Raw genomic sequence first — 20436 nt, 5'->3', positions numbered from 1 at the left:
GTCCTTAGCGCGCCGCCGTGTCGATCAGCAGGTCGAGCTGCGCCTGGCAGCCTTTCGCGATCAGCGCTGACGCCATGCCCTCGATCCCGGCATCGGCCGCCCCCAGCAGCGCCAAGCGAATATCCGTCGAACGTCCACCAGCATCGATGCGATAGGCCGCGCCATCCTTGACCGGCAGCGCTGCGGGCCAGGCGGCAATCGCTTCATTGGCCGCGAAATCGGCGGACGCCTGCGCCCCGCCGCCGCTGATGCGGACGGTTGCCGGCTTTGCGGCATCGGCCCGCCACAAGCGCACGGCCGCAGGATCAGTGACGCACAGCGCGCCAGGCTGCGCGACATCGACCAGCCACAAACTGGGCCGCTTCGTCGCCGCCGGGGCTTCACCTACGGCGCCTCTCACGGCCCCTGTCCTCGCCCGCCGCACGCGTTTGGTATCGAGCAGCGCGGCCATGGTCACATTGGTGGCAGGAGTCGCCGCCGCCGCTGCCACGCTGAAGCGGCCCGGCCCGCGCAGCGTCCGCGTACCTTTCGCGTCGAGCAGGGTCACCACGTCCCCCGCCTTCAGCAGCAGCGATCCCCCATCGCCCAGCTTCTTGCCTGGCGCATAGCTTCCGGCGGAGGGTCCAGACGACCGTACCACCAGGCTGTCGGCCCATGCAGGGGCCGCCCCCAGAGCCGCCGCCATGCCAAGCGCGACCGCCCCCTTAGCCCAGACCATAAATTCCTCCATCCCCAATATATTCATAGCGATACACGAGATTGGCGAGTCCCGCATCATCCGGATATTTCTGCGCAACCGCTTTCAGACCCGCCAGCGCCTCAGTCCGTTTGTCCGCATTTTCGTCATCGAAAGCGGCCAGCGCCGCCCTTAGCAGATCGCGATCTTCCACCGGAAAGTCCGGCACCGGTTCGAACAGGTCGACCGGGGTCGCGCGCCCGCGCAGCCGGACCCGGCCCATCGGACGCCACCAATCGAGGGTCGATCGCTCCACCGCCTCGCGCGAGACCAGCACGGACGTTTCCAGCGGCTTGTTCGCCGCTTCCAGCCGTGCGGCGGTGTTCATGCTGTCACCCAGCGCCGTATATTGGATGCGGCCCTCGCCGCCGAAATTGCCGACGATCGCATCGCCATGGTGCAGCCCTACCCGGGTTCGCCCGATCGGCGGGACGCCGGGTGGCAAGTCCTGCCGGAACCGCTCCCCGGCCTGCCACATGGCATAAGCCGCAAGCGCGGCATTGCGCCCATCGTCCGCCCGGGCGATCGGCGCGCCCCAAAAGGCGACGACCGCATCGCCCACGAACTTGTCAATCGTACCCCCATGGGCCAGCACCACGTCGCTTAACATATCAAGATAGCGGTTGAGCAACTGAGCGACCATTTCCGGCGCCACCGCATGGCTTAGCTTGGTAAAGCCCTCAAGATCCGTGAAGAGGGTGAAGATCGGCCGCTTTTCACCATGCAGCGCCAGCTTTTCAGGTTCGGCCAGGATTTGCGCGGCAATGTCGCGGGGAAGATATTTGCCAAGCGCGGCCTGTGCGAAGCGGCGCTGTTGCGAATTCACCGCTCTTGCGGCGGCGCTCACCGCCGCGAACGCGATGACCCAGCCGAGCGCCCAGCCCGCTGCAGGCAGACCCTTGGTATCCCAACCGCTGGCCTGCAGCCAAAGCGGCAGGCCAGCTATCGCGCCAGCCTGAAAGCCAAGCGCGGGCACCAGCCAGAACCATCGCAAATCGGCAAGGCTGGTCAGCGCTGCGGCCAGCACGATAAGCGCCGCCGCAAGCCATAAGGCCCAGCCGGGCACGGCGGGCAACAGCGCGCCGTCCAGCAACTGCGCCAGCATGGTTGCATGCACTTCCAGCCCGATCATCGTCGATTTCGCCTGCCGCCCGGACAGCGGCGTTTCAAACTGGTCGATATCGACGATGTCGCCGCCGATCAGGACATGACGGCCACGCACCATAGGCGCCAGCGCAGCCGCCATTGAGGGGTCAGCGATGAGGTCGATCTGAAGGCTGGGGATCACCGGCTCTTCCGATCCGTCCGCCTGGGCGCGTGACATCCGGTATTGAATGGCGCCCCGATATCGGGTGAAGGCGCGGGACGGCTGCATCGCCAGCGACAGCAAAGGAGGCTGTCCCGCCACCGGGACCGGCCAGCTGCGCGCGACATTGTCGCTGTCCGTTTCCAGGCGAATGCTGGCTGGCCTGACCCGATCGGTCCGCGCTTGAGCGAGGAACCGGTCGAGATATTGTTGCTGTTCGAAGATGATCTGTTCGCGATTGTCCCCGAAATTGGCGTAGCCGAGCCAGACCGGCGTGCGCATGGCATGCAGGGCGGACAGCAGCTGCCCATCCTCATCCTGCGGCTGATCAAACAGGATATCGATCCCGATCGATTTCGCGCCCATGCTGTCCAGGTTGCGAAGTGCCCGCGCGAGGAGGCCGCGATCCAAAGGCGATCGCTTACGCGTCGCAATCAATGTCTGGTCGTCATAGACGACCATCAGCACGCCCTTGTCCTGCTCGACCCGGGGGGCGAAGGCAGCCGCGCGCCAGTCGTACAGGCCGCGTTCGGCATCGGCGGTCGGGATTTCGCGCTGCGATCCGGCTCCACCCAGCGGCTTGTCCCAGTCCCACCCGGCGATGAACAACGCGAGCAACAGCAACAGCGCGGTTCCGGCAAGCCGCCCCCGCCCCGCATCTCTCATCACGCGCGCACCCCGGTGCAACAGGCCGTGCGCCGCCATGCTGATCAGCGCCGGGCGATCAGGGGGCGCGCGCCATCACCGATGATGGCAAAGCCCGACCAGTAGAAGGGGTGGGACGTTTCGGCATCGTCCATCAGGCGAAGCTGGGCGTGGCGCAGCGCTTCGCCCACCGGTTCGTCGGGGGCTGCGGCGAACAGCCCGGCCATCAGCCTTTCGGTCGCGCGATATTCTTCGGGAGCAGGCCAGTGGCTGGCGATGACGGACCGGCTACCCGCGCCGATAAAGGCGCGAACCAATCCATCCAGCGCGCCGCCACCGCCGGAAAGACCTGCTGCACGCGTCGTTTCCGCGCCCGCTGCACCCGCCGTGTCGCAGGCCGACAGGATGACCATGTCCGCATTCAAGCGCAGGTCGAATATCTCGCCAAATTGCAGCAAGCCGTCCGACCCGGCTTTTGGCGCGAAGCTGGTAAGCAAGGCCGGACGCGCGGGACATCCCGCGCGTGGCGGCGTGACGAGGCCATGGGTGGCGAAATGCAGGATACGGAAATGGTTGAGGTCACCGCGCGCCTTGACGGCCTCATCCGTGAAGGCCGCGCCGGTCATAAGTTCGCTGCCCGATGACCCTACCGACTGTACCGCCTGACGCAACTCGTCCGCGGGAATAGGGTGGTTCCATTGCGCGGGCGACCAGCTGCAATCGTCGCCCTGGCCTGGCAGCGCGCCACGCGTCAGCGCGGCAAGCCTTGGCCCGGCAAGCGGCGCATTGTCGCCAAAGCCGATATAGCTTTGCCGTGCACCCGATGGCGATGTCAGCCGGGCGTCGCGGAAGGCACGGGCCGACAAGGCCGTGCTTACCGCATGGTCACGCCCCAGCCAGTCGACGCCACGAAAGTCGAACTCGTCCCCGCCCTTTGCCAGCCGGGCCGCATAGGCGTCGACGCCTGGCTGGCTGGCGACGAGCAGATTGACCGGCAGTTGCAGCATCGCGCCATCGGGCTCGAAGATCAGATGGCGTACGCCCTTCAGCCGCTCATCAATGGGGCCGAACAGGTCGAGATAGAGGCTGCGGGCCACGGGCAGGTCGAGCGCATAAGTGGATTGCACACCGGCGACATCGATCGAGATCGTCTCGCGCAGAGCCGCTACCTTGCGCGCTACCTCGCTGGCGCTTACGGGCACGCGAAAGCCGGTTGCCCCCTGCGCGTCGATCCACAGGGCATAAAGCGCCTCGCCAAGCTGCGCGAGCTTGTAATAGCCTTCGCCCGCTTTCAACGTTCCGCGCATGTCGCCAAGGGTCAGCGCTTGCGGACTGACGGCGCGATATTGCGGATAGGCGGCGAGTGCCGTCAGCGTTGCGGCCTGGTCCGTCGCCAGCGCGTCGATCTCTGCCTGTCGCCGCGCAACCTCATCTTGGGTCGCGCTGTCGTCCCTTCCCACTTCACGCAATTGGGCGAGCGCGATGCGGCCACGCTCAATGTCGCGGGAGAGGGATACAGATTGGCGGAACAGGCGCGCAGCCTCTCCATCGCCCGCCGACAATTCACGGCTGAGCAGTTCCAGCGTCTCCGCCGCGCCGGGACGCACCAGCAATTGCGACGCTTCGAACAGGTCGGACGCCAGTTCCGGACGGCGGGGCATTTCGGATGTGAGCAGCGTGAAATAGGGCTGCAACTGATTTGCCATCGCCGTCAACGTGCCACGGTTCGCCATGGTGGACGTCATAATCGCGCGATAGGTTTTCAGCGCTTCCTCGGTCCGCCCGCGCCGCACGAGAAAAGCGCCCAACCGGGCCCGCGCACCGTTGAGGGCCATCGTCTCGGGATATTGGGCGGCGATCAGACTGACGGCCTGATTGAGCCGCGCCTCGGCCCCGCCATAATCGCGTTCCGCCTCATATGTGAGAGCGATCTCGCCCAGCAGCTGCGCGCGCAGGCGGGTGATCGATGTCACCCGGCCGCCGCGGACCCGCTGCACGTCTTCAAGCGCCTGGGCGAGGACGGTGCGCGCTTGCCCGGGCTTGCCGGACAGGCGCAAGATCGTGCCGCGCAGCTGTTGTGCTTGCGCATCGAGTATGGCGGCCCGTTCGCCCGGCGTCAGTCCTGTATCCTGACGTACGCCGAGCGCGCGTGTTTCAGGCGCGCCGCTGCTCAATTCCGCCGCGACGTCGCTCGGCAGGGTCACCGCGCCATCAGCGCCAGCGGCAAGCGCGATGCCGCCGCCCGGCGACCGGTCGAGCAAAGCAAGCGCGCTCTGAAGGTCCTGCTGATTGAGACGATGCACCGCTTCGAAATTGCGGCGCAGGTGGAGCTGGACAGCATCGGCTGTCGGCACGCTGCGCGCCTGCGCGAACGCAGCATCGGCCTGATCGAACAGGCCAAGATTGGACAATTGCAACCCGTGATTCACGAGATATTCGTGCCGCCGGTTCGCCCGTTCGACAGGGCTCAATGCCTGCGCCTCCGGATCTCGGGCCAGCCGGTCGGTCAGGCTGTCGAAAAATTCGGCGGCCTCGGCATAGTTGCCCGAGGCGTTTCGGCGATACCCCTCCGCCAGCACCGTCTGCGGATCGAGGGTGGCGGCCTGCATCCGGGCGAAGGCCGCTGCATTGCTGCCGCCTGTGGTGACGATGTCGATCTTCCCCGGCACGGTGCGTCCCAGCACGACGGTGCGTAGGCCAAGATCAAGAACCGTGTCATAGGGCGCGAACCCCTGCGCCACGTATAGCGTCTTGCCGCGCTCGGCCGAAAGGATGCGGTAGGTGCCCGACTGGCTGGAGCAATTGCGTACCGTCGCCGCGCCGATGTCTGGCAGGGTCATGCCGCCGGGTGCGCTGCAATTTACAGACGAGCGGCGCGACGCCGCCAGCCTTTCAAGCAGCGCCTGTTCATCGCCGACCTCTTTCCGCCGCAGGGCGTAGATGCGGCCTACCGGACGCGCGGCGTCGCGGCATACCACGGCCCAGGCGCGATCGAACATGGTGCGGTTTGCCGGATCGCCATTGACGCTTTGCGCCTGACAGAGCGCGCCGCCGCCACTGCCGATGCGAAAGCTGTCCTGCAACAGCGGTCGGTCAAGCTCCGGCTGAGCGGCCAGCACAGAAGACAGGCCCAGAGCACCCAGCCCGGCCAATAACCGACACAAATTCCCAATAGCGCGCAAGGCTTTCCCCCCAGCCTCGCCGGATCTATCCGTGCAAGCCCCCCATGGCGCGACCCAGCGCGCCCTTCATAGCGCCGCCCCAGCTTGCCGCAAGGTAAAAGAGGGATAGGGAATTACAGGCGTCGGGTGCCTGCTATTCTTTTCCCTTCTCGCTGTCCGGTTCCGCAAGATGGCGGTGGAACTGCGCCATCAGGCTTGGCGGCGCGACATGTGCGGCGGCCACTTGTATCTTGTTCTTCCAGCCAGAAACGATGTGTGCCTTGCCAGCGACCATGGCGTCCCATCCATCCCGGGCGACCTTGGCGGGATCGTCCTTCTTCATTTCGCCGACATTGGTGTCCTCCATTCCCGCGCGCTCGAAAAATTCCGTGTCGGTCGCGCCGGGCATGAGGTTGGTGATGGTTACGCCATCGCTGTCCTTTATCTCGTTACGGATCGCTTCGACGAAATTGTCGATGAACGCCTTGGTCCCATTATAGATGGCGTGGAACGCGCCCGGGATGAAACCAGCGATCGACCCGGTAACCAGTATCTTGCCATCATTGCGCGCGACCATCCGCCTCAGCACTTGCTGCAACAGATAGATGGTGCCGACGATATTGGTGTCGATCACCTTGCGCCAGTCGTCCAGATCCTGTTCCAGAAAGCTGTGGCCGACGCCCCGTCCGGCGTTGGCGCACACAATGTCGATCTGACGCCCGCCAGCAGCCGCGATCAGCCGGTCGACCCCTTCGATGGTCGAAAGGTCAGCCTCGACAGCCTGTACATCCGTGCCATGCCGGCTGAAGTCCCTGGCCGCCGCCTCAATCAAGGGTTCGTCGGCCACAACGATGAGGTCATAGCCCTCCTGCGCCGCGACATGCGCCAGTTCAAAGCCGATGCCGGTCGACGCGCCGGTTACGATCGCCAGTTTACGAGCGGACATGGGGCTTACTCCACTTCATGCTGTCGCCACCTGATCCATGCCGGGCTTCAGCACGATCTTGGTCACTTCATTCTGCTTGTCATGGAACATGCGATATCCTTCCGCAGCCTGTTCGAGCGGCAGGCGGTGGCTGATGAGGAAGGTCGTATCGACCTTGCCTTCCATGATCGCGTTGAGCAGCGCGGGCATATAATGCTGTACATGGGTCTGGCCGGTCTTGAGCGTCAGCCCCTTTTGCATGAAGGCGCCGAGCGGGAATTTGTCGACAAAGCCGCCATAGACCGCAGGCATGGATACGCGCCCGCCCTTGCGGCAGGCGATGATCGCCTGGCGGATGGAATGCGCGCGGTCCGTGCCCATGAAGGTCGACACCTTGATCTGGTCGATGACATTGTCGGCGAAGAGGCCATGCGCCTCCAGCCCGACAGAATCGATGCAGGCATCGGGACCGATGCCGCCGGTCATCTCCATCAACGCTTCGTAGGTCTTGCTTTCCTCATAATTGATCGTTTCCGCTCCGAACTTGCGCGCGAGTTCCAGACGGCGGGGGAAATGATCGATGGCGATCACCCGCTCCGCACCCATGAGGAAGGCGGACTGCACCGCGAACAGGCCGACCGGACCGCAACCCCACACCGCGACCGTGTCACCCGGCTCGATGTCGGCGTTTTCCGCAGCCATCCAGCCGGTGGGCAGGATGTCCGAGAGGAACAATACCTTGTCGTCGTCGACCCCGTCCGGGATCACGATCGGGCCGACGTCGGAAAAGGGCACGCGGACATATTCCGCCTGGCCGCCCGCATAGCCGCCGGTCATGTGGCTATAGCCGAACAGCCCCGCCATCGGATGGCCGTAGAGCGTCTGCGCTATTTCCTGATTTTCGGCAGGCAGGCTGTTCTCGCAGGCGGAATATTGATGCTTCTCGCAATGGAAGCAGCCGCCGCAACTGATGGTGAAGGGCACGACGACGCGCTGTCCCTTTTGCAGGGTCGATTTGGGGCCGGTTTCCACCACTTCGCCCATGAACTCATGGCCGAGGATATCGCCCTTCTGCATCGTCGGGATATAGCCGTCGTATAGATGCAGGTCGGACCCGCAAATTGCAGTCGAGGTGATCTTGATGATGGCGTCGCGCGGATTGATGATCTCGGGATCATCGACATTTTCCACACGGACGTCATGCTTGCCATGCCAGGTGAGCGCGCGCATCAGTTCTGCTCCTCCTCATATTGTGCCTTGGTTCGAGCCGCTGTGGCGATCTCGCCGGTTTCCATCAGCTGCTTCAGCCGCCGCAGGTCGCGCCGCGCCTGGATATGCGGTTCGCGCTGGAACATCTTGGCGATCACCTTGCCGATGATGCCTGCGGGCGGATCATAGAGGATGGTCGCGGTGACCCAGGTGCCGCGATCGCCGGGAGCATCGCGAAACTCTATCCGCCCGCTATTGGGGACATCGGCGTCCTCTTCGGACGTCCAGGCGATGAGTTCGCCGGGCCGGTCATCCGTGACCAACGACGTCCAGCCAACCGTGCCGCCGCCCGGCGCCTTCACCGTCCAGCGAGACCGCCGATCATCCAGCTTTTCGATCGACACGACATTATCCATCACCTGCGGCAGGTTCGAAAAATCGCGCCAGAAATCGTAAATCTCCTGCCGCGGGCGGTTGATCGTCACCGTCTTGCCCGTGACGTCGCTCCCCGTCGTTTCACGCAAGCCAGCCGTCGCAGCCGCGCGCTCTTCCTTGTGCTTGGCGGTCAGGGGCGGGGCGTCATCCTGCTGGCCTGGCGTCATGTCTGCCATGCTGCGCTCCTTTCGATTTTCGGGTGTCTGCTGATCCCCCGCCAACCAGCAGGGCCATGCGCCGTTCCCTCCCGGCCCCTGAAATACGCGCCTCGCTAACCTGCGTTAGACGCTTTCTTTTGTGGCGTTCCACGGTTGGAACGGGGTGTGTCGAGGGCCGTTGTCCGTCCATTCAGGCAGATGGAGGATCATCATGGGCGCGCATGCACCCCTTCACCGTTTCACCCATGGTTCGGGCCGGGAAGCGCTGCTCGGCGCGGGTATCGGGGCTGGCCTGGCGCTGCTGGGAGCAGCCGGGCGCAAGCTCGCCGTGCAGGCGCCGACGGCGCTCGCAGGCGATTGGGACAAGGCGCTGGCGCTTGAGCACAAGATGACGCTAGCGCTGTTCGACAAGCTGCGTGACACAGGTCCCGCAGCCAAGGGCAAACGGAGCATGTTGCTGACCCAACTCAAGCATGCGCTCGGCAAACATGCGATGGAGGAGGAAAACGCCATCTACGCGGCGATGCGCCAGGCAGGCATGCGGGAAGAAGCCGACGCGCTCAACAGCGACCATGGCTATGTGAAGCAATATCTGTACGAGCTGACCGACCTGACGCGCGACCACACCGCCTTTCAGGCCAAGCTCGCCCAGTTCCGCCGTGACATCGAAGAGCATATGCGGCGCGAGGAGCAGGAACTTTTCCCACGCCTGAAGCAGGCGTTGAGCGAACAGGAAAGCGGCACGCTGACGCGCCGCATGAACCAGGAAGGGCTAAAGCTCGCCTGAGCTTGGTCCGGGAGAGAAAACAGATGAACGACCCCACACGCAGCAAGCGCGACGTGCCGACGCAGCAGACGCGCAATCCCAATATATCGACGGAAAACCAGCCTCCGGGCGCGGCGCGGCGGCCAAGCGCAACGCTGGACAGGGAACCGGAGCGCGACCCGCTGAGCGGGGGCAGCATACCGTCCAACTATAATCCCGAAACCATGACGCGGCGCGGCGAGGAAAAGGACAGCCGCGCCGGACAGGAGGGCGCAGGCGAAAAATCGCGCCGGTCCGATGGATAAGGGTCAGAAGGACAGGGACAAGCGTTCGCCGGGCCTCCCACCCATCTACCAGGGGGATGAGGACGCCAATATCAAGGCGGCACAGCCCCTCCCCCTCTCCACCGGGCGCGAGGACAATCGCGGCCACAGGGCGCGTGAAGGTTCAGGCGTGGTCGAGGGAAGCGGCGCCGCGGCAGGCGGTGGCGGTAATCCGGAAGATTATGACAGCGACCCCGTCTCTGGCGGAGCCGCTCAGCAAGGACAGGATGATGATGACCGAAAATCAAAACCGCAGTGAAGGCCGCGACGACGCGGACCTGCATGACGATCCCCCCGCGCCCGGCCAAGGCAGCGCGGCAGGCGGTGATCTGGCGAGGGATGTCGGATCACGCGATGAGGAAAAATCAGCACGGGGCGGCGATCCGGAACCCACGCGCGTGACGAAGCAGGACAAGGTGCAGCCACAAACCAGCACCCGATCCGACAACGAAGGCGCGCAACGCTGATCTGGCTTCACGCGGCGCCTAGAGCATCGTACGCAAAATTGGGAATCGGTTTTGCGCTTAAAACGATGCGACAACAAAACTAGAGCGCGCGACTCCGTCCGATTAAGGCGGCGCGCTCTACACCAGCATCTCGTTGGGGGTAAGCGCCGCAGCGTCACGCAATGACGCAAGGTCAGGAATACGCAGCCATTTGGATTGCAATTCCACCAAGCCACGCGCCCGCATCGTCTGTAGCGTCCGGTTGACGTGAACCGGCGTGAGGCCGGTGAGGTCTGCGATCTCCATCTGCGTAAGCGGCATTGCGCATTGCTGGCCATAAGCAAGGCCGGACGCGCGCATGCGTTCGAACAGTTCCAGCAGCAGATGCGCCAAGCGTTCCAGCGCGGTCTTGCGGCCGAGGGTGACAAGCCAGTTGGTTTGCCGCTCGATGACTTCGGCCAGGTTTTTCCAACAAGCTTGCTGCGTTTCGGCTGAAAAGGAGCCCTGAGGCGTCGAGGAAAGTCGCGCCGCACGTACATTGGTGAGGGCGACGATCGGCTGGGAGGGGCGTTTGCCAAGCGCCCAATGCGGCTCGCAGATATCACCGGGCAAATAGAGCCCGGTGATTTGACGGCGGCCATCAGGCAGCAAGCGGTAACGGCAAGCCCACCCTTCATCGATACGGAAAATCGATTCAGGTTGCTCATCCTCCCGGGCGAGAAACTGATGCGGGCGGAAATGGCAATGGGATTCGTTAACCGCAACTTGGCCTAACATGGGCGATTCCCCTGTCGAAGCCCCCGCCGAAACCATAGCCTAAATAGGTCAGCCACCCTTTACCCATGTTGGAGTCATTAAGTTCTTGCGACGAAATGGTGTGGAGCAACGATCAGCCGTCCACACCATTAAGTTCGGCTTCACGGTGACGGTGGCGTGTCAGCCGCCTGCGCTGCCAGAAAACCGGCGGCGTCGAGATCGACCTTGAATTCGCGATCCCATAGCCGGACCTGCCCGCAGAGCGCCAGGAAAGGCTCGACATCATCGGCTCCCTCAAGCCTCACAAAGCCTTCATCCATGTCACTCTCGAGTACCCCGGCACGCTGGATGAGGGGCAGCGCATTATCGACATAGGCAATGAACTTGCAATGCGCATGGGCATCGCTGACGAAGTCCTTCGCCGCCTTGTCCATGGTAAGCTGGGCGGCGCCCTCCGCTGACAGGATGAGCGCTACAGCGTCGTAGAGGACGGACGGCCCGCCATCGATCTTCTGCTTGGCTTCGGCGATAGTGCCGTCGTCCAACAAGGCACCGGCTGTTTTCGGTGCGATGATTTCGTACACCGCGCCAAGGCGCTTTATCTCTTTGGTCAGCGCCTTGACCAGTTCGACAGGAGCGCCATCGCTCACCAATATGCCAAGCTTTCGTCCGGCAAAGCTTTTCGGGCCATTCTTGACGATGCTGAGCGCGTCGGACGGGGGAAGATCCGTACGCGGCGCGGCGGCGGCAGGAGCGGGATCGGGCAGTTCGGCAAGGCCAAGCCCGCTTGCCACGACGGTCGCGAGCGTCTCGTCGATGTTGCGCAGATGCGCGACCATCCTCTGCCTGATGTCGATGCGTTCGCATTTCGACAACTCGAACACCAGCGCGTCGCCGATATGCTTTTGTTCGATGGGCGTCTGGCTGATGAAGAACTGGCGCGCCTGGCTGTAATGATCGTTGAAGCTGGGAGAGCGGATTTGCAGCTTCGGCCCCGCCTCCCCTGCGGCGAAGTGGCGGTAGCCGCGATCGGGGGACTCGCGCGGGCCGCCCCAGCTGTTGGGCTCGTAATTCACCCGACCCTTGGGATTGTTCATCGCCATATGGCCGTCCTGCTGGAAGTTATGGACGGGGCAGCCGCGCGGCTGATTGATCGGGATATGGGTGAAGTTGGGCGAACCCAGCCGCTTCAATTGCGTATCGAGATAGGAGAAATTGCGTCCCTGAAGCAGCGGATCGTTGGAAAAGCCGATCCCCGGCACGACATTTTGCGTGCAGAAGGCGACCTGTTCCGTTTCCGCGAAGAAATTGTCGACCTGTCCATCAAGGACGAAGCTGCCGATGCGACGGACAGGGATCTGTTCCTCGGGGATGATCTTCGTCGCGTCGAGCACGTCGAACTCGAACGCTTCGGCGAAATCATCGTCGAAAATCTGGACACCCAGGTCCCATTCAGGCGGATTGCCGAGGTCGATCGCGTCCCACAGGTCGCGGCGATGGAAATCCGGGTCGGCGCCGTTGATCTTCAACGCTTCGTTCCACAGCACCGATTGCAGGCCCTGCTTGGGTTTGAAGTGGAACTTGACGAAGGTCCCCTTCCCTTCCGCATTGATCAAGCGGAAGCTGTGGACGCCGAACCCTTCCATGAAGCGGAAGGAGCGTGGAATGGCCCGGTCCGACATCGTCCACATGATCATGTGCATCGATTCAGGCGTCAGGGTGATGAAGTCCCAGAAATTGTCATGCGCCGTCTGCGCCTGCGGAAATCCCCGATCGGGCGTCTGCTTGGCGGCATGGACCAGGTCAGGAAATTTGGTCGCGTCCTGGATGAAGAAGACGGGGATATTGTTGGCGACAATGTCCCAATTGCCTTCCTTGGTATAGAATTTGGCGGCAAAACCGCGCACGTCGCGGGCAAGGTCGAAGGAGCCCTTGTTGCCGACCACGGTCGAAAAACGGACGAACATCGGCGTTTTCGCGCCGACTTCGGTCAGCACCTTGGCGGAGGTGAACTCCTCCAGGCTTTCGTTGAGCGTGAAGCTGCCATGGACGCCGAAGCCGCGTGCGTGGACGACGCGCTCGGGAATGCGCTCATGATCGAAATGGAATATCTTTTCGCGGAAGTGAAAATCCTCAAGAAGCGTCGGGCCGCGCTCCCCTACCCTGAGGCTGTTCTGGTCGTCAGCCACCGGAACGCCCTGCTGCGTCGTCAGGACATCGCCCGATGATCCCGCAATCTGATGCAGTTCACCACCTGCCCCTGTCTTCGTCTCGAATTCGCGCGCGGCGCTCTTGGCGCCCTTATCCTCACCGATCTTCCGGGCCATGCGGCACTCTCCTGATGCAGATGGTTGCAGCTTGGGGAAGGTCCTCCCCGCTCCCTGCCCCAGACCCACCAGAAGCCACGTTGTTCCTGCTGCCTCCGGAACGACCGCGATGAATTCCGCGCCGCATAATGCAGGTTAGCAACTTTCCCCGGCGCTTCTGGAACATGATCCCCCGGCGCTCGCTCTAACCCGCGAGAGGAGTAGCCCATGACATCAAGAACAACGCTGATGATCGCTGCACTATTCGCAGCCTTGCCAGCCGCCGCCGTTGCGCAGACGCCTTCGGCCTATGTGGCCGCAGCAGGAGCGAGTGACCTGTTCGAGCAGACATCGAGCAAGCTGGTCCTTCGCACCACACGGGATGCCAAGGTGCGGTCATTCGCCACGATGATGGTGCGAGACCATGCCAAGAGCACGGGCATGGTGAAGGCGGCAGCAGCCAGGTCGGGCGTCAAGGCAGGTCCGCCGCAACTGACCACCGATCAACGCGCCAAGGTCGCGTCCCTCACCAGGGCGACGGGCACGGCGCGCGACCAGCTATATTGGCAGCAGCAGAAAGCCGCCCATGGCGCCGCGCTGCAACTGCATCAAAGCTATGCCGCCAGCGGATCGGCCGCGCCTCTCAAAGCCGCCGCCAAGCAGATCGTGCCCGTCGTCCAGCATCATATCGAAATGCTCGACGGCAAGGCGATGCACGCACATTGATCCTTTCGGGAAATCGATCGCCATGCCCATGATGGACGTCCAAGCCACAGCCGAAAACAGGAGCCCGCCGGTTCCTCGCGACCTGAAGCATGTGTCGCTGAAGGAAGACCTTGAGGTGCAATATTGGTCGCAACGTTTCCGGACCTCCCGGCAACAGCTGGAGGAAGCGGTGGAACAGGTTGGCCACAGCGTCAACGCGGTGGCAGATTATATAGACCGTCACCGGTAACCGATCATGAACCGCATCGACCCGCCGCCTCCACCCAAAGCAGGACGGGCGGCGGCGCTGATCATATTGGTCATCGCCGTGATCATCGCGATCCTCTTCATCGGCCGTAACGTGTGGCATGGGGAGGAATTGCAGGATAACCAGGAAGCCGGCAACAATGTCGCGGGCAATTATCAGGGTCAGTCCAACTATTGAGGCAGTGCTCCCGGTTCGGCCATAATCTGTGCCTGATCGTCGGCTCCTTACGCTTCGCTTGGTAACCATCGGTAAGCAGAGATCGCGAGGCTTCGGTCCAACGTTGCTCACCAGAAGACGAGCAACAGCTGTACCGCTGGCTTCGTCCTATGCCCGACTGAACGACCGGGTTTGCCGGAGACGTTCGGTTGCAAGTCGCGCTGCCGTGTCGATGTTGGTCCGCGGCAGCATATATTGATCTTCGGCTTCAGCAGGGGGATGTTGCCGATGGCTCCAGCAACTGGCATTGGTCGAACGTATCAACCCATTGACGGGCGCGTATTGGCGGTTGATGTGATCGAGCGGGCACGGCGCCACCTTGTCGCTGGTCGTGGTGCGCACTGGCTTGCCCTGGGTCGCTCCTGCCAAGCCATCTCGTGCATCAGCCGAGCGATCGTACAGCGGGCGATGGACACGCCCTCCCGCATCATCTGTCGCCATATCTTGCGCCGACCGTGGACCATGAAGGCCTTGGCGAACACGCGCGCAACCTTGAAGAACAGGACCTGCTTGCGCTAGATGCGCCGGGATGAACAAAAGGTTGAACTCAGGGCTAAGCATGTGGAGCAGGATCAGCCCGGAACGCTCCAGACCTCAGGCTGCACCTCACCCTGATTATAGGCTGCGACGCTTCTCATGCCGATCAGTACATATGCTGACCGCCATTTATCGAAAGTGTGCTCCCAGTGATGAATGCAGCATCGTCACTGCAAAGGAAAGCGACACCACGAGCGATCTCCTCTGCCTGACCTAGCCGCCCGACGGGGATCTTCGCGACGATCTTGTCCAGTACCATTGGAGGCACGGCTGCTACCATATCGGTATCGATGTATCCGGGTGCGATGGCGTTTACGGTCACACCATATTTTGCACCCTCCTGAGCTAGCGCCTTGGTAAAACCGTGGATCCCTGATTTCGCTGCTGCATAGTTCACCTGACCATATTGACCTGACTGCCCGTTTACCGAACCGATGTTAACGATGCGGCCCCATCCGCGTTCGCGCATGCCGCCGAAGGCCGCCTTGGCCATGTTAAAGCAACCGCCAAGGTTGATCCGCATGACCTCATTCCAGTCATCGAAGCTCATCTTGAACAACACCCCATCCCGCGTGATCCCGGCGTTGTTCACAACAATGTCCACGGGGCCCAGAGCCTCGCTGACGCGGGCACAGCCATCCATACACGCCTGATGGTCGCCCACGTCCCTTTTGAAGCTTATGATGCCTGTCCGATCTGAAAAGGCCTTAGCTCTCTCCTCATTGCCAGCATAATTAGCGGCAACGGTATAGCCCATCTCATTCAGAGCTTCACTGATTGCCCCACCAAACCCGCGAGTACCTCCGGTTACGATCGCTACTTTGTTCATCGCATATGGCTCCTACTACTGGATGGGGGCGCGGCGTCTGACGCAATTGCGCGGGTTCGGCGGCTTCGGCCGCCTAATCGGCCACCTGAGGCGTGGCGTGTATTTTGACGGCGGCAAAAAACCGGGCCGGCAAGTTGCCGGCCCGAGTGAGGAATCCTCCGAAGAGGATTCCCGGGTCGCCTCTGAAAGATCGTGAATGCTAAAAGCCGCCGCATCACCTGATCAGGCTGATGGCTGACCGAATGTGACGCTTCCAGGTGGGCTTTGAATTCCCTACTCGACACTATCTGCTGCAGCCCAAAATCGCTCCTGAAGCGATTTAGCTGTCAAGGGCGTTAGCCCATGGTTTTGGGTACTATAATCAGGATTAAACCAGGATGGATGTGGCGCAGCTAAATCATTAGTCTTTTTCTTAAGAGATTTCGAACCTCTCACCATTCTGGTGGTCAAGACAGCTAATCCTCATCCTAATCTGAACCTGCCTGCCAAAATTTTACAGCTACATAATAAAACGTTCTCGTATTATTATGCCGCATGTCTTCATTTGCGCTTGTTCTTGTATTGGATTTACTCAAATGGTCGATTCGTAGGAAGCCGAAAAGTTTGTACGGAAGCGTACACTGATAACTGCTGCCACCCCCAGCGAGTTACCCCTTTTACTCCTCCCAACTCGTACGAAAAAAGGGAACGATCGAGCAATTTGAGCGCTTCAAAAAGTTGATAAGAGACCGCCGAGAATTCGACGGGCGCCACCGCCACAGGAGGGGCTCAGCGACATGCATGGCAAGGCGAGCGCTGCGAAATGCAATAACCTGCTGCTCGCAGGAATGACGCCCCAGGACCGACAAACTCTCTGGCCTGATCTGCACGAGGAAGAGCTACCTGCCCGTACATATTTGGAGCGCACCGGCCGCCGGTCGGAAAAGGTCTATTTCATTGAGTCGGGCATCGTCTCCTTGCTGGAAACAGGCGATCTGCGAAATCCAATTGAGGTGGGGCTGATAGGCCTGGAAGGAATGATCGGAGCCAGCTCTCTCGTGACCGACCTCTTTCCCCAGCGCGACAGCTACGTCCAGGTTGCTGGCCACGCTCTGGCAATAGTCCGGCCTAAGCTCTCACAGGCAACCCGATCCAATACTAAGCTTCATGCCTATCTGCTTCGCTACGTGCAGACGCAGATCGCCCAAATGAGCCTGACAATCAGCGCCAGCGTTCGCGCCAATGTACAGATCCGCCTAGCACGGAAGCTGTTGATGTACCATGATCGGGTAGGTTTGGAGGACTTGCCACTCACGCATGAAAATATGTCCCTGATGCTAGGCGTTCGGCGGGCAAGCGTCACCCATGCCATTCATGGACTGGAAGGCCATGGTTGGATCAGGGCCCAGCGCGGTCTGGTGACGATCCGGGATAGACAGGGGCTGGAGAATTACTGCGGCCCCTTCTACGGGGTAGCGGAACGCCGATATGACGAGATCATGAATATTGAACGACCGACATGTTCGGATCGAGCATCTCAGGTTCCAAACGCCACTGCATCGCGACATTGAAATGGGTCAAGTCTGAAAGCGTGCAGCGCGAGAGTAACTGCGATTGGGATGTCGACTCTTCTTTGCCGCTGAGCGCCAGATTTTCATTCCTAAGGTTCAAACGGTCAGCTATTCGGTCGATGATTGATCATTCACGGCCTTTATCGATCATGTTGCGAACAGCCTTAGTACCGAAATCTGCGGCAAGATGACGCGACTCGTCAGAATTGCTAACTATGTAGATTGCCGCACCTCGACCATCGCGAAAGCCAAGCGCGATCGTCGGGAGCACACCGGCTGCTCACTGACATAGCCGCAAGCCAGCGATCATCGCTTTGCGTAGGAGCATCGGCGCTAACTTGTACTTGCGCCGCCGCCCAACGAACAAGCAGTGCGCGATCGCCTCAATATTGGCCATTGCAGTCAGCCGGTTTACTGATGCTAGAAGTGGCAGCTGACGCTACTGACCGCATCGCAACAGGCCGGAATTACGTTTTTAACAACAGCATCAGCCGAAGAACTAAGGGAGATATCATGATCAAGACAAGCAGAAGAAGCTTGGCCTTAGCCTTGGGCTGGGGATCCTGGGTGCTGCTCGGAGCTATCTCCCCTGCTGCGTCCCTCGCCGACACGCCGCGCGCGGCGACACTGCCGTGGATGTCGCCAGACATCATTGCGCGTCAGGACGGCGCGTCCGAAGCTGACCAGCGCGAGGCGGTAGCCCGGCAGCGTGCGCAATTGCTGTTGAAGGCGATGAGCCTCCCACAGAAAATGCAGCAATTGACAGGCAGCCCGCCTGAAATCCTGCCTGAACTCCCCCAATGTTTCGGCGGTCGGCATATTAGCGGGATTGCTGCGCTGGGGATTCCCACGTTTCGGGTCACAAACGGGCCGGTAGGCCTGGGTCAGAATGATTGCGTCGATGCGCAGCTGGTGGCCAAGGCAGGCAGCGCCGCCAAGGCCGCGGGCCTGGCTTACACACATCCCAGCTCGGCCAAGGCGACCGCGCTTCCCTCTGCCATGGGGATCGCGGCCTCCTTCGATCCCGATGTGGCGAGCGCCTATGGCGAAATCATCGCCAATGAAATGCACAGCCTTGGCTTGCATGTATTCGAAGCACCCGGCGTCAACTTGGCCCGTCTCCCAATTCTAGGCCGCAATTTCGAATATTTCGGCGAAGATCCTTATCTGAGCGGCGTCATGGCCGTGGCGGAGACAAAAGCGGTTCAGTCAAACGGGCTGATCGCCATGCTCAAGCATTTTGTCGCCAACGAACAAGAAACCAACCGCATGTCCATCCAGGAAACGGTGGACCAGCAAACGCTGCGTGAGATCTACCTGCTCCCTTTTGAAATGGGTGTGAAGGATGGAGGTGCCGCCGCTGTCATGTGCGCCTATAATTATGTGAACGGCAAATCCTCCTGTGAGAATGAAGATATACTGACGGGCGTGCTGCGCCGCGAATGGGGGTTCACCGGCTATGTGCAATCGGATTTCTTCGCGATGAAGAGCACGGCTGCGACGTTGAAAGCCGGGTTGGACAATGAGATGCCGACGCCGCTTTTCTGGTCAGTCGATAAGCTGGGCAGCGCCTTGTCGAAGGGTGAGATCACGGCCGCCGACATCAATACCGCACTGGAGCGGCGCTACACCCAGATGTTCAAGGCCGGGATTTTCGAACGTCCGCTGGTGCAGACGCCGATGGCAGTCGAGGAGAATGGGCGCAAGGCCCGCGACATCGGCACGCGCGCGGCAGTGCTGCTTCAGAATGGAGGCGCGCTTCCCTTCCGCCGGGATGTCCAATCCGTCATGGTGATCGGCAAGGGCTCCCAGGTCTACGCGCAGCAGGCCGTGGCGGGTGGGTCACTTCCAGGCGAGCCGATGGGATCCGGCGGCGGCAGTTCCGACGTGGTGCCGCATTACACGGTGACGCCGGTGGAAGGCCTGCGCAATGTGCTGAAGTCGCTGGGTAATTCGGGTGCTGCGGTAAAACTCGCACTGGTCGATGATGGGAACATATCTGCGACCATCGATGGCGCGCGGGTTAGTTTTGCCGATGTGACCGCGCAGGCGGGGGCGGCTGATGCCGTCATCATCATGGCGGGCACCATCTCCGAGGAAGGCGCCGACCGGGCGACCTTCGCTGGCGCAAGCGGGCGTCAGTTGGCCGGATTTGCGGCAGCAGGCGACAATCTGGATTGGTATGCGCCGCGATCCAATGTCATCGCTCTCACCAACGGAAGGAATGCGGCGCGGAACAGCCAGACTGTCGAGATGATAAGGGCGCTGCTCGCGGCGCCCTCCCGCACGGGGGTCAGCATGAACCGCAAGACTGCGCTGGTGCTCAAGGACAATGCGGGCGTCGCGATGGACCCCCATCTGGTAGGTCCCCGCGGTCCGGCCATATTGGAAAGCTGGTTCCCGGGTCAGGAAGACGGAAATATCGTCGCCGAACTGCTGTTCGGGGTCAAGAATCCTTCCGGCAAGCTGCCAGTCACCTTCCCCTATGTGGGCAAGGGCTTTCTGGACAATGTGAGCGCCGAACAGTTTCCCGGCCTCTATGACGAGGCAACGAAGAAGCAGACGGTGCGCTATGCCGAGCGCCTGAACATCGGCTATCGCTGGTATGATGCCAATGTGAGTGGCAATTGCAAACTGGTGAAGGGCCGCAACCCGTGCGTGGCCTTCCCCTTCGGCCACGGACTTTCCTACACCAGTTTCGCCATGTCGAACATGACGGTGGCTTATGATCCAACAGCAAAACTTTATCGTGCCAAAGCCGTTGTCGCGAACACCGGCAAGATGGCGGGCGCCGAAGTGGTTCAGGCCTATCTTGCTCTTCCGCGCAGCGCTGACGCAGCCGGAGCACCCCAACCGCCCAAGCGCCTGGTAGGGTTCGAACGCGTGGAGCTCAAACCGGGCGAACGCAAGGAGGTAGAGATCATTATAGATCCCGCCGCCAGCAATCACCCGCTAAGTGTGTGGCGTGAAACGGAACACAAATGGGTTGTCCCTGAAGGACAATTTGCCTTGTGGCTGGGTAAGTCATCATCGCCGATCGATCTCATGCTGGCTGGACGATTCAGCTACCGAAAGTGACATACGGACAGCGCTCATCACGGCTTGGCTGGTGACAGGAAGGATCGGCGCGCCCAGGCAGCCGTAAGTGGGCCCGGGCGC

The 20436-nt window shown here is 61.6% G+C and carries 18 protein-coding genes and 1 pseudogene; 9 read left to right on the top strand and 10 right to left on the bottom strand.

The features are described from left to right. Nucleotides 1-4 precede the first annotated feature (4 nt). The 6 genes from ACYU8T_RS16330 to ACYU8T_RS16305 all read right to left on the bottom strand — a co-directional run bounded on the left by ACYU8T_RS16330 (nucleotide 5) and on the right by ACYU8T_RS16305 (nucleotide 8593). A complete protein-coding gene (locus tag ACYU8T_RS16330; RefSeq protein WP_461160308.1) occupies nucleotides 5-718 on the bottom strand; it encodes a hypothetical protein in 714 nt (237 codons plus the stop codon). Continuing rightward, complete coding sequence (locus tag ACYU8T_RS16325; RefSeq protein ID WP_461160307.1) at nucleotides 705-2747, bottom strand: CHASE2 domain-containing protein; 2043 nt, start codon at nucleotides 2745-2747, stop codon at nucleotides 705-707. The genes ACYU8T_RS16330 and ACYU8T_RS16325 overlap by 14 nt, the downstream gene beginning before the upstream one ends. 5 nt (nucleotides 2748-2752) lie before the next feature. Next, on the bottom strand, nucleotides 2753-5839 hold the full coding sequence (locus tag ACYU8T_RS16320) for a CHAT domain-containing protein (RefSeq protein ID WP_461160306.1): 3087 nt from the start codon (nucleotides 5837-5839) through the stop codon (nucleotides 2753-2755). Between the two features lie 163 nt (nucleotides 5840-6002). Next, nucleotides 6003-6794 (bottom strand): SDR family NAD(P)-dependent oxidoreductase, encoded by a 792-nt coding sequence (locus ACYU8T_RS16315; RefSeq protein WP_461160305.1) that lies wholly within the window; start codon nucleotides 6792-6794, stop codon nucleotides 6003-6005. 15 nt (nucleotides 6795-6809) lie between these two features. After that, a complete protein-coding gene (locus ACYU8T_RS16310) occupies nucleotides 6810-8003 on the bottom strand; it encodes a zinc-dependent alcohol dehydrogenase (RefSeq protein ID WP_461160304.1) in 1194 nt (397 codons plus the stop codon). Then, nucleotides 8003-8593, bottom strand: coding sequence for an SRPBCC family protein (locus tag ACYU8T_RS16305; protein WP_461160303.1), 591 nt, complete (start codon nucleotides 8591-8593; stop codon nucleotides 8003-8005). The genes ACYU8T_RS16310 and ACYU8T_RS16305 overlap by 1 nt, the downstream gene beginning before the upstream one ends. 193 nt (nucleotides 8594-8786) lie before the next feature. Between ACYU8T_RS16305 and ACYU8T_RS16300 the strand changes: the two genes are divergently transcribed. Genes ACYU8T_RS16300 through ACYU8T_RS16285 form a run of 4 tightly spaced genes read left to right on the top strand, consistent with a single transcriptional unit; the run spans nucleotide 8787 to nucleotide 10131 of the window. Beyond that, a complete protein-coding gene (locus ACYU8T_RS16300) occupies nucleotides 8787-9362 on the top strand; it encodes a hemerythrin domain-containing protein (RefSeq protein WP_097093020.1) in 576 nt (191 codons plus the stop codon). Nucleotides 9363-9385: 23 nt separating this feature from the next. After that, the gene (locus ACYU8T_RS16295) at nucleotides 9386-9646 is read left to right on the top strand and encodes a hypothetical protein (protein ID WP_461160302.1); all 261 of its coding nucleotides are present in this window, start codon (nucleotides 9386-9388) and stop codon (nucleotides 9644-9646) included. After that, nucleotides 9639-9923, top strand: coding sequence for a hypothetical protein (locus ACYU8T_RS16290; RefSeq protein ID WP_247230190.1), 285 nt, complete (start codon nucleotides 9639-9641; stop codon nucleotides 9921-9923). The genes ACYU8T_RS16295 and ACYU8T_RS16290 overlap by 8 nt, the downstream gene beginning before the upstream one ends. Further along, entirely contained in the window at nucleotides 9898-10131 is a 234-nt protein-coding gene (locus ACYU8T_RS16285; protein ID WP_201516365.1) for a hypothetical protein, read from the top strand. Before ACYU8T_RS16290 ends, ACYU8T_RS16285 begins: the two co-directional genes overlap by 26 nt. A 117-nt stretch (nucleotides 10132-10248) precedes the next feature. Here the strand turns inward: ACYU8T_RS16285 and ACYU8T_RS16280 are convergent, their stop codons facing one another. Next, nucleotides 10249-10887, bottom strand: a complete 639-nt coding sequence (locus ACYU8T_RS16280) for a Crp/Fnr family transcriptional regulator (protein ID WP_097093023.1) — start codon at nucleotides 10885-10887, stop codon at nucleotides 10249-10251. A 140-nt stretch (nucleotides 10888-11027) separates the two neighbouring features. Then, the gene (locus ACYU8T_RS16275) at nucleotides 11028-13193 is read right to left on the bottom strand and encodes a catalase (protein WP_461160301.1); all 2166 of its coding nucleotides are present in this window, start codon (nucleotides 13191-13193) and stop codon (nucleotides 11028-11030) included. A gap of 207 nt (nucleotides 13194-13400) precedes the next feature. Between ACYU8T_RS16275 and ACYU8T_RS16270 the strand changes: the two genes are divergently transcribed. From ACYU8T_RS16270 to ACYU8T_RS16260, 3 genes are read left to right on the top strand one after another with little or no spacing between them, the layout of a single operon-like run. Beyond that, a complete protein-coding gene (locus tag ACYU8T_RS16270; RefSeq protein WP_461160300.1) occupies nucleotides 13401-13898 on the top strand; it encodes a DUF4142 domain-containing protein in 498 nt (165 codons plus the stop codon). Nucleotides 13899-13929: 31 nt separating this feature from the next. Next, nucleotides 13930-14127 (top strand): DUF3606 domain-containing protein, encoded by a 198-nt coding sequence (locus ACYU8T_RS16265; protein WP_461160299.1) that lies wholly within the window; start codon nucleotides 13930-13932, stop codon nucleotides 14125-14127. 6 nt (nucleotides 14128-14133) lie between these two features. After that, the gene (locus ACYU8T_RS16260; RefSeq protein WP_461160298.1) at nucleotides 14134-14322 is read left to right on the top strand and encodes a hypothetical protein; all 189 of its coding nucleotides are present in this window, start codon (nucleotides 14134-14136) and stop codon (nucleotides 14320-14322) included. Between the two features lie 318 nt (nucleotides 14323-14640). On the opposite strand, the pseudogene ACYU8T_RS16255 reads toward ACYU8T_RS16260, so the two are convergent. Next, nucleotides 14641-14828: pseudogene (locus ACYU8T_RS16255) on the bottom strand (IS3 family transposase); the annotation flags it as partial. 176 nt (nucleotides 14829-15004) lie between these two features. After that, nucleotides 15005-15727 (bottom strand): acetoacetyl-CoA reductase, encoded by a 723-nt coding sequence (gene phbB / locus ACYU8T_RS16250; RefSeq protein ID WP_461160297.1) that lies wholly within the window; start codon nucleotides 15725-15727, stop codon nucleotides 15005-15007. A 776-nt stretch (nucleotides 15728-16503) separates the two neighbouring features. Here phbB and ACYU8T_RS16245 point away from each other — a divergent pair. Both ACYU8T_RS16245 and ACYU8T_RS16240 read left to right on the top strand, forming a co-directional pair. Continuing rightward, nucleotides 16504-17277 (top strand): Crp/Fnr family transcriptional regulator, encoded by a 774-nt coding sequence (locus ACYU8T_RS16245; protein WP_461160296.1) that lies wholly within the window; start codon nucleotides 16504-16506, stop codon nucleotides 17275-17277. Between the two features lie 549 nt (nucleotides 17278-17826). Further along, nucleotides 17827-20355 carry a beta-glucosidase family protein gene (locus ACYU8T_RS16240; RefSeq protein ID WP_461160295.1) on the top strand — a complete coding sequence of 843 codons (2529 nt, stop codon included), beginning with the start codon at nucleotides 17827-17829 and terminating at the stop codon, nucleotides 20353-20355. Nucleotides 20356-20436 lie beyond the last annotated feature (81 nt).

This window comes from Sphingobium sp. TomMM35A (genome assembly GCF_054771735.1).
The sequence above is the reverse complement of the archived record's forward strand: the minus strand, read 5'-3'. Positions and strand labels throughout refer to the sequence as shown.

Bases quoted from the DNA above. Each gene is read 5' to 3' on its own strand.
- ACYU8T_RS16310 (WP_461160304.1), bottom strand. From the start codon at position 8,003: ATGCGCGCGCTCACCTGGCATGGCAAGCATGACGTCCGTGTGGAAAAT.
- ACYU8T_RS16245 (WP_461160296.1), top strand. From the start codon at position 16,504: ATGCATGGCAAGGCGAGCGCTGCGAAATGCAATAACCTGCTGCTCGCA.
- ACYU8T_RS16295 (WP_461160302.1), top strand. From the start codon at position 9,386: ATGAACGACCCCACACGCAGCAAGCGCGACGTGCCGACGCAGCAGACG.
- ACYU8T_RS16325 (WP_461160307.1), bottom strand. From the start codon at position 2,747: ATGGCGGCGCACGGCCTGTTGCACCGGGGTGCGCGCGTGATGAGAGAT.
- ACYU8T_RS16280 (WP_097093023.1), bottom strand. From the start codon at position 10,887: ATGTTAGGCCAAGTTGCGGTTAACGAATCCCATTGCCATTTCCGCCCG.
- ACYU8T_RS16290 (WP_247230190.1), top strand. From the start codon at position 9,639: ATGGATAAGGGTCAGAAGGACAGGGACAAGCGTTCGCCGGGCCTCCCA.
- ACYU8T_RS16315 (WP_461160305.1), bottom strand. From the start codon at position 6,794: ATGTCCGCTCGTAAACTGGCGATCGTAACCGGCGCGTCGACCGGCATC.
- ACYU8T_RS16300 (WP_097093020.1), top strand. From the start codon at position 8,787: ATGGGCGCGCATGCACCCCTTCACCGTTTCACCCATGGTTCGGGCCGG.
- phbB (WP_461160297.1), bottom strand. From the start codon at position 15,727: ATGAACAAAGTAGCGATCGTAACCGGAGGTACTCGCGGGTTTGGTGGG.
- ACYU8T_RS16270 (WP_461160300.1), top strand. From the start codon at position 13,401: ATGACATCAAGAACAACGCTGATGATCGCTGCACTATTCGCAGCCTTG.
- ACYU8T_RS16285 (WP_201516365.1), top strand. From the start codon at position 9,898: ATGACCGAAAATCAAAACCGCAGTGAAGGCCGCGACGACGCGGACCTG.
- ACYU8T_RS16265 (WP_461160299.1), top strand. From the start codon at position 13,930: ATGGACGTCCAAGCCACAGCCGAAAACAGGAGCCCGCCGGTTCCTCGC.
- ACYU8T_RS16275 (WP_461160301.1), bottom strand. From the start codon at position 13,193: ATGGCCCGGAAGATCGGTGAGGATAAGGGCGCCAAGAGCGCCGCGCGC.
- ACYU8T_RS16330 (WP_461160308.1), bottom strand. From the start codon at position 718: ATGGTCTGGGCTAAGGGGGCGGTCGCGCTTGGCATGGCGGCGGCTCTG.
- ACYU8T_RS16260 (WP_461160298.1), top strand. From the start codon at position 14,134: ATGAACCGCATCGACCCGCCGCCTCCACCCAAAGCAGGACGGGCGGCG.
- ACYU8T_RS16305 (WP_461160303.1), bottom strand. From the start codon at position 8,593: ATGGCAGACATGACGCCAGGCCAGCAGGATGACGCCCCGCCCCTGACC.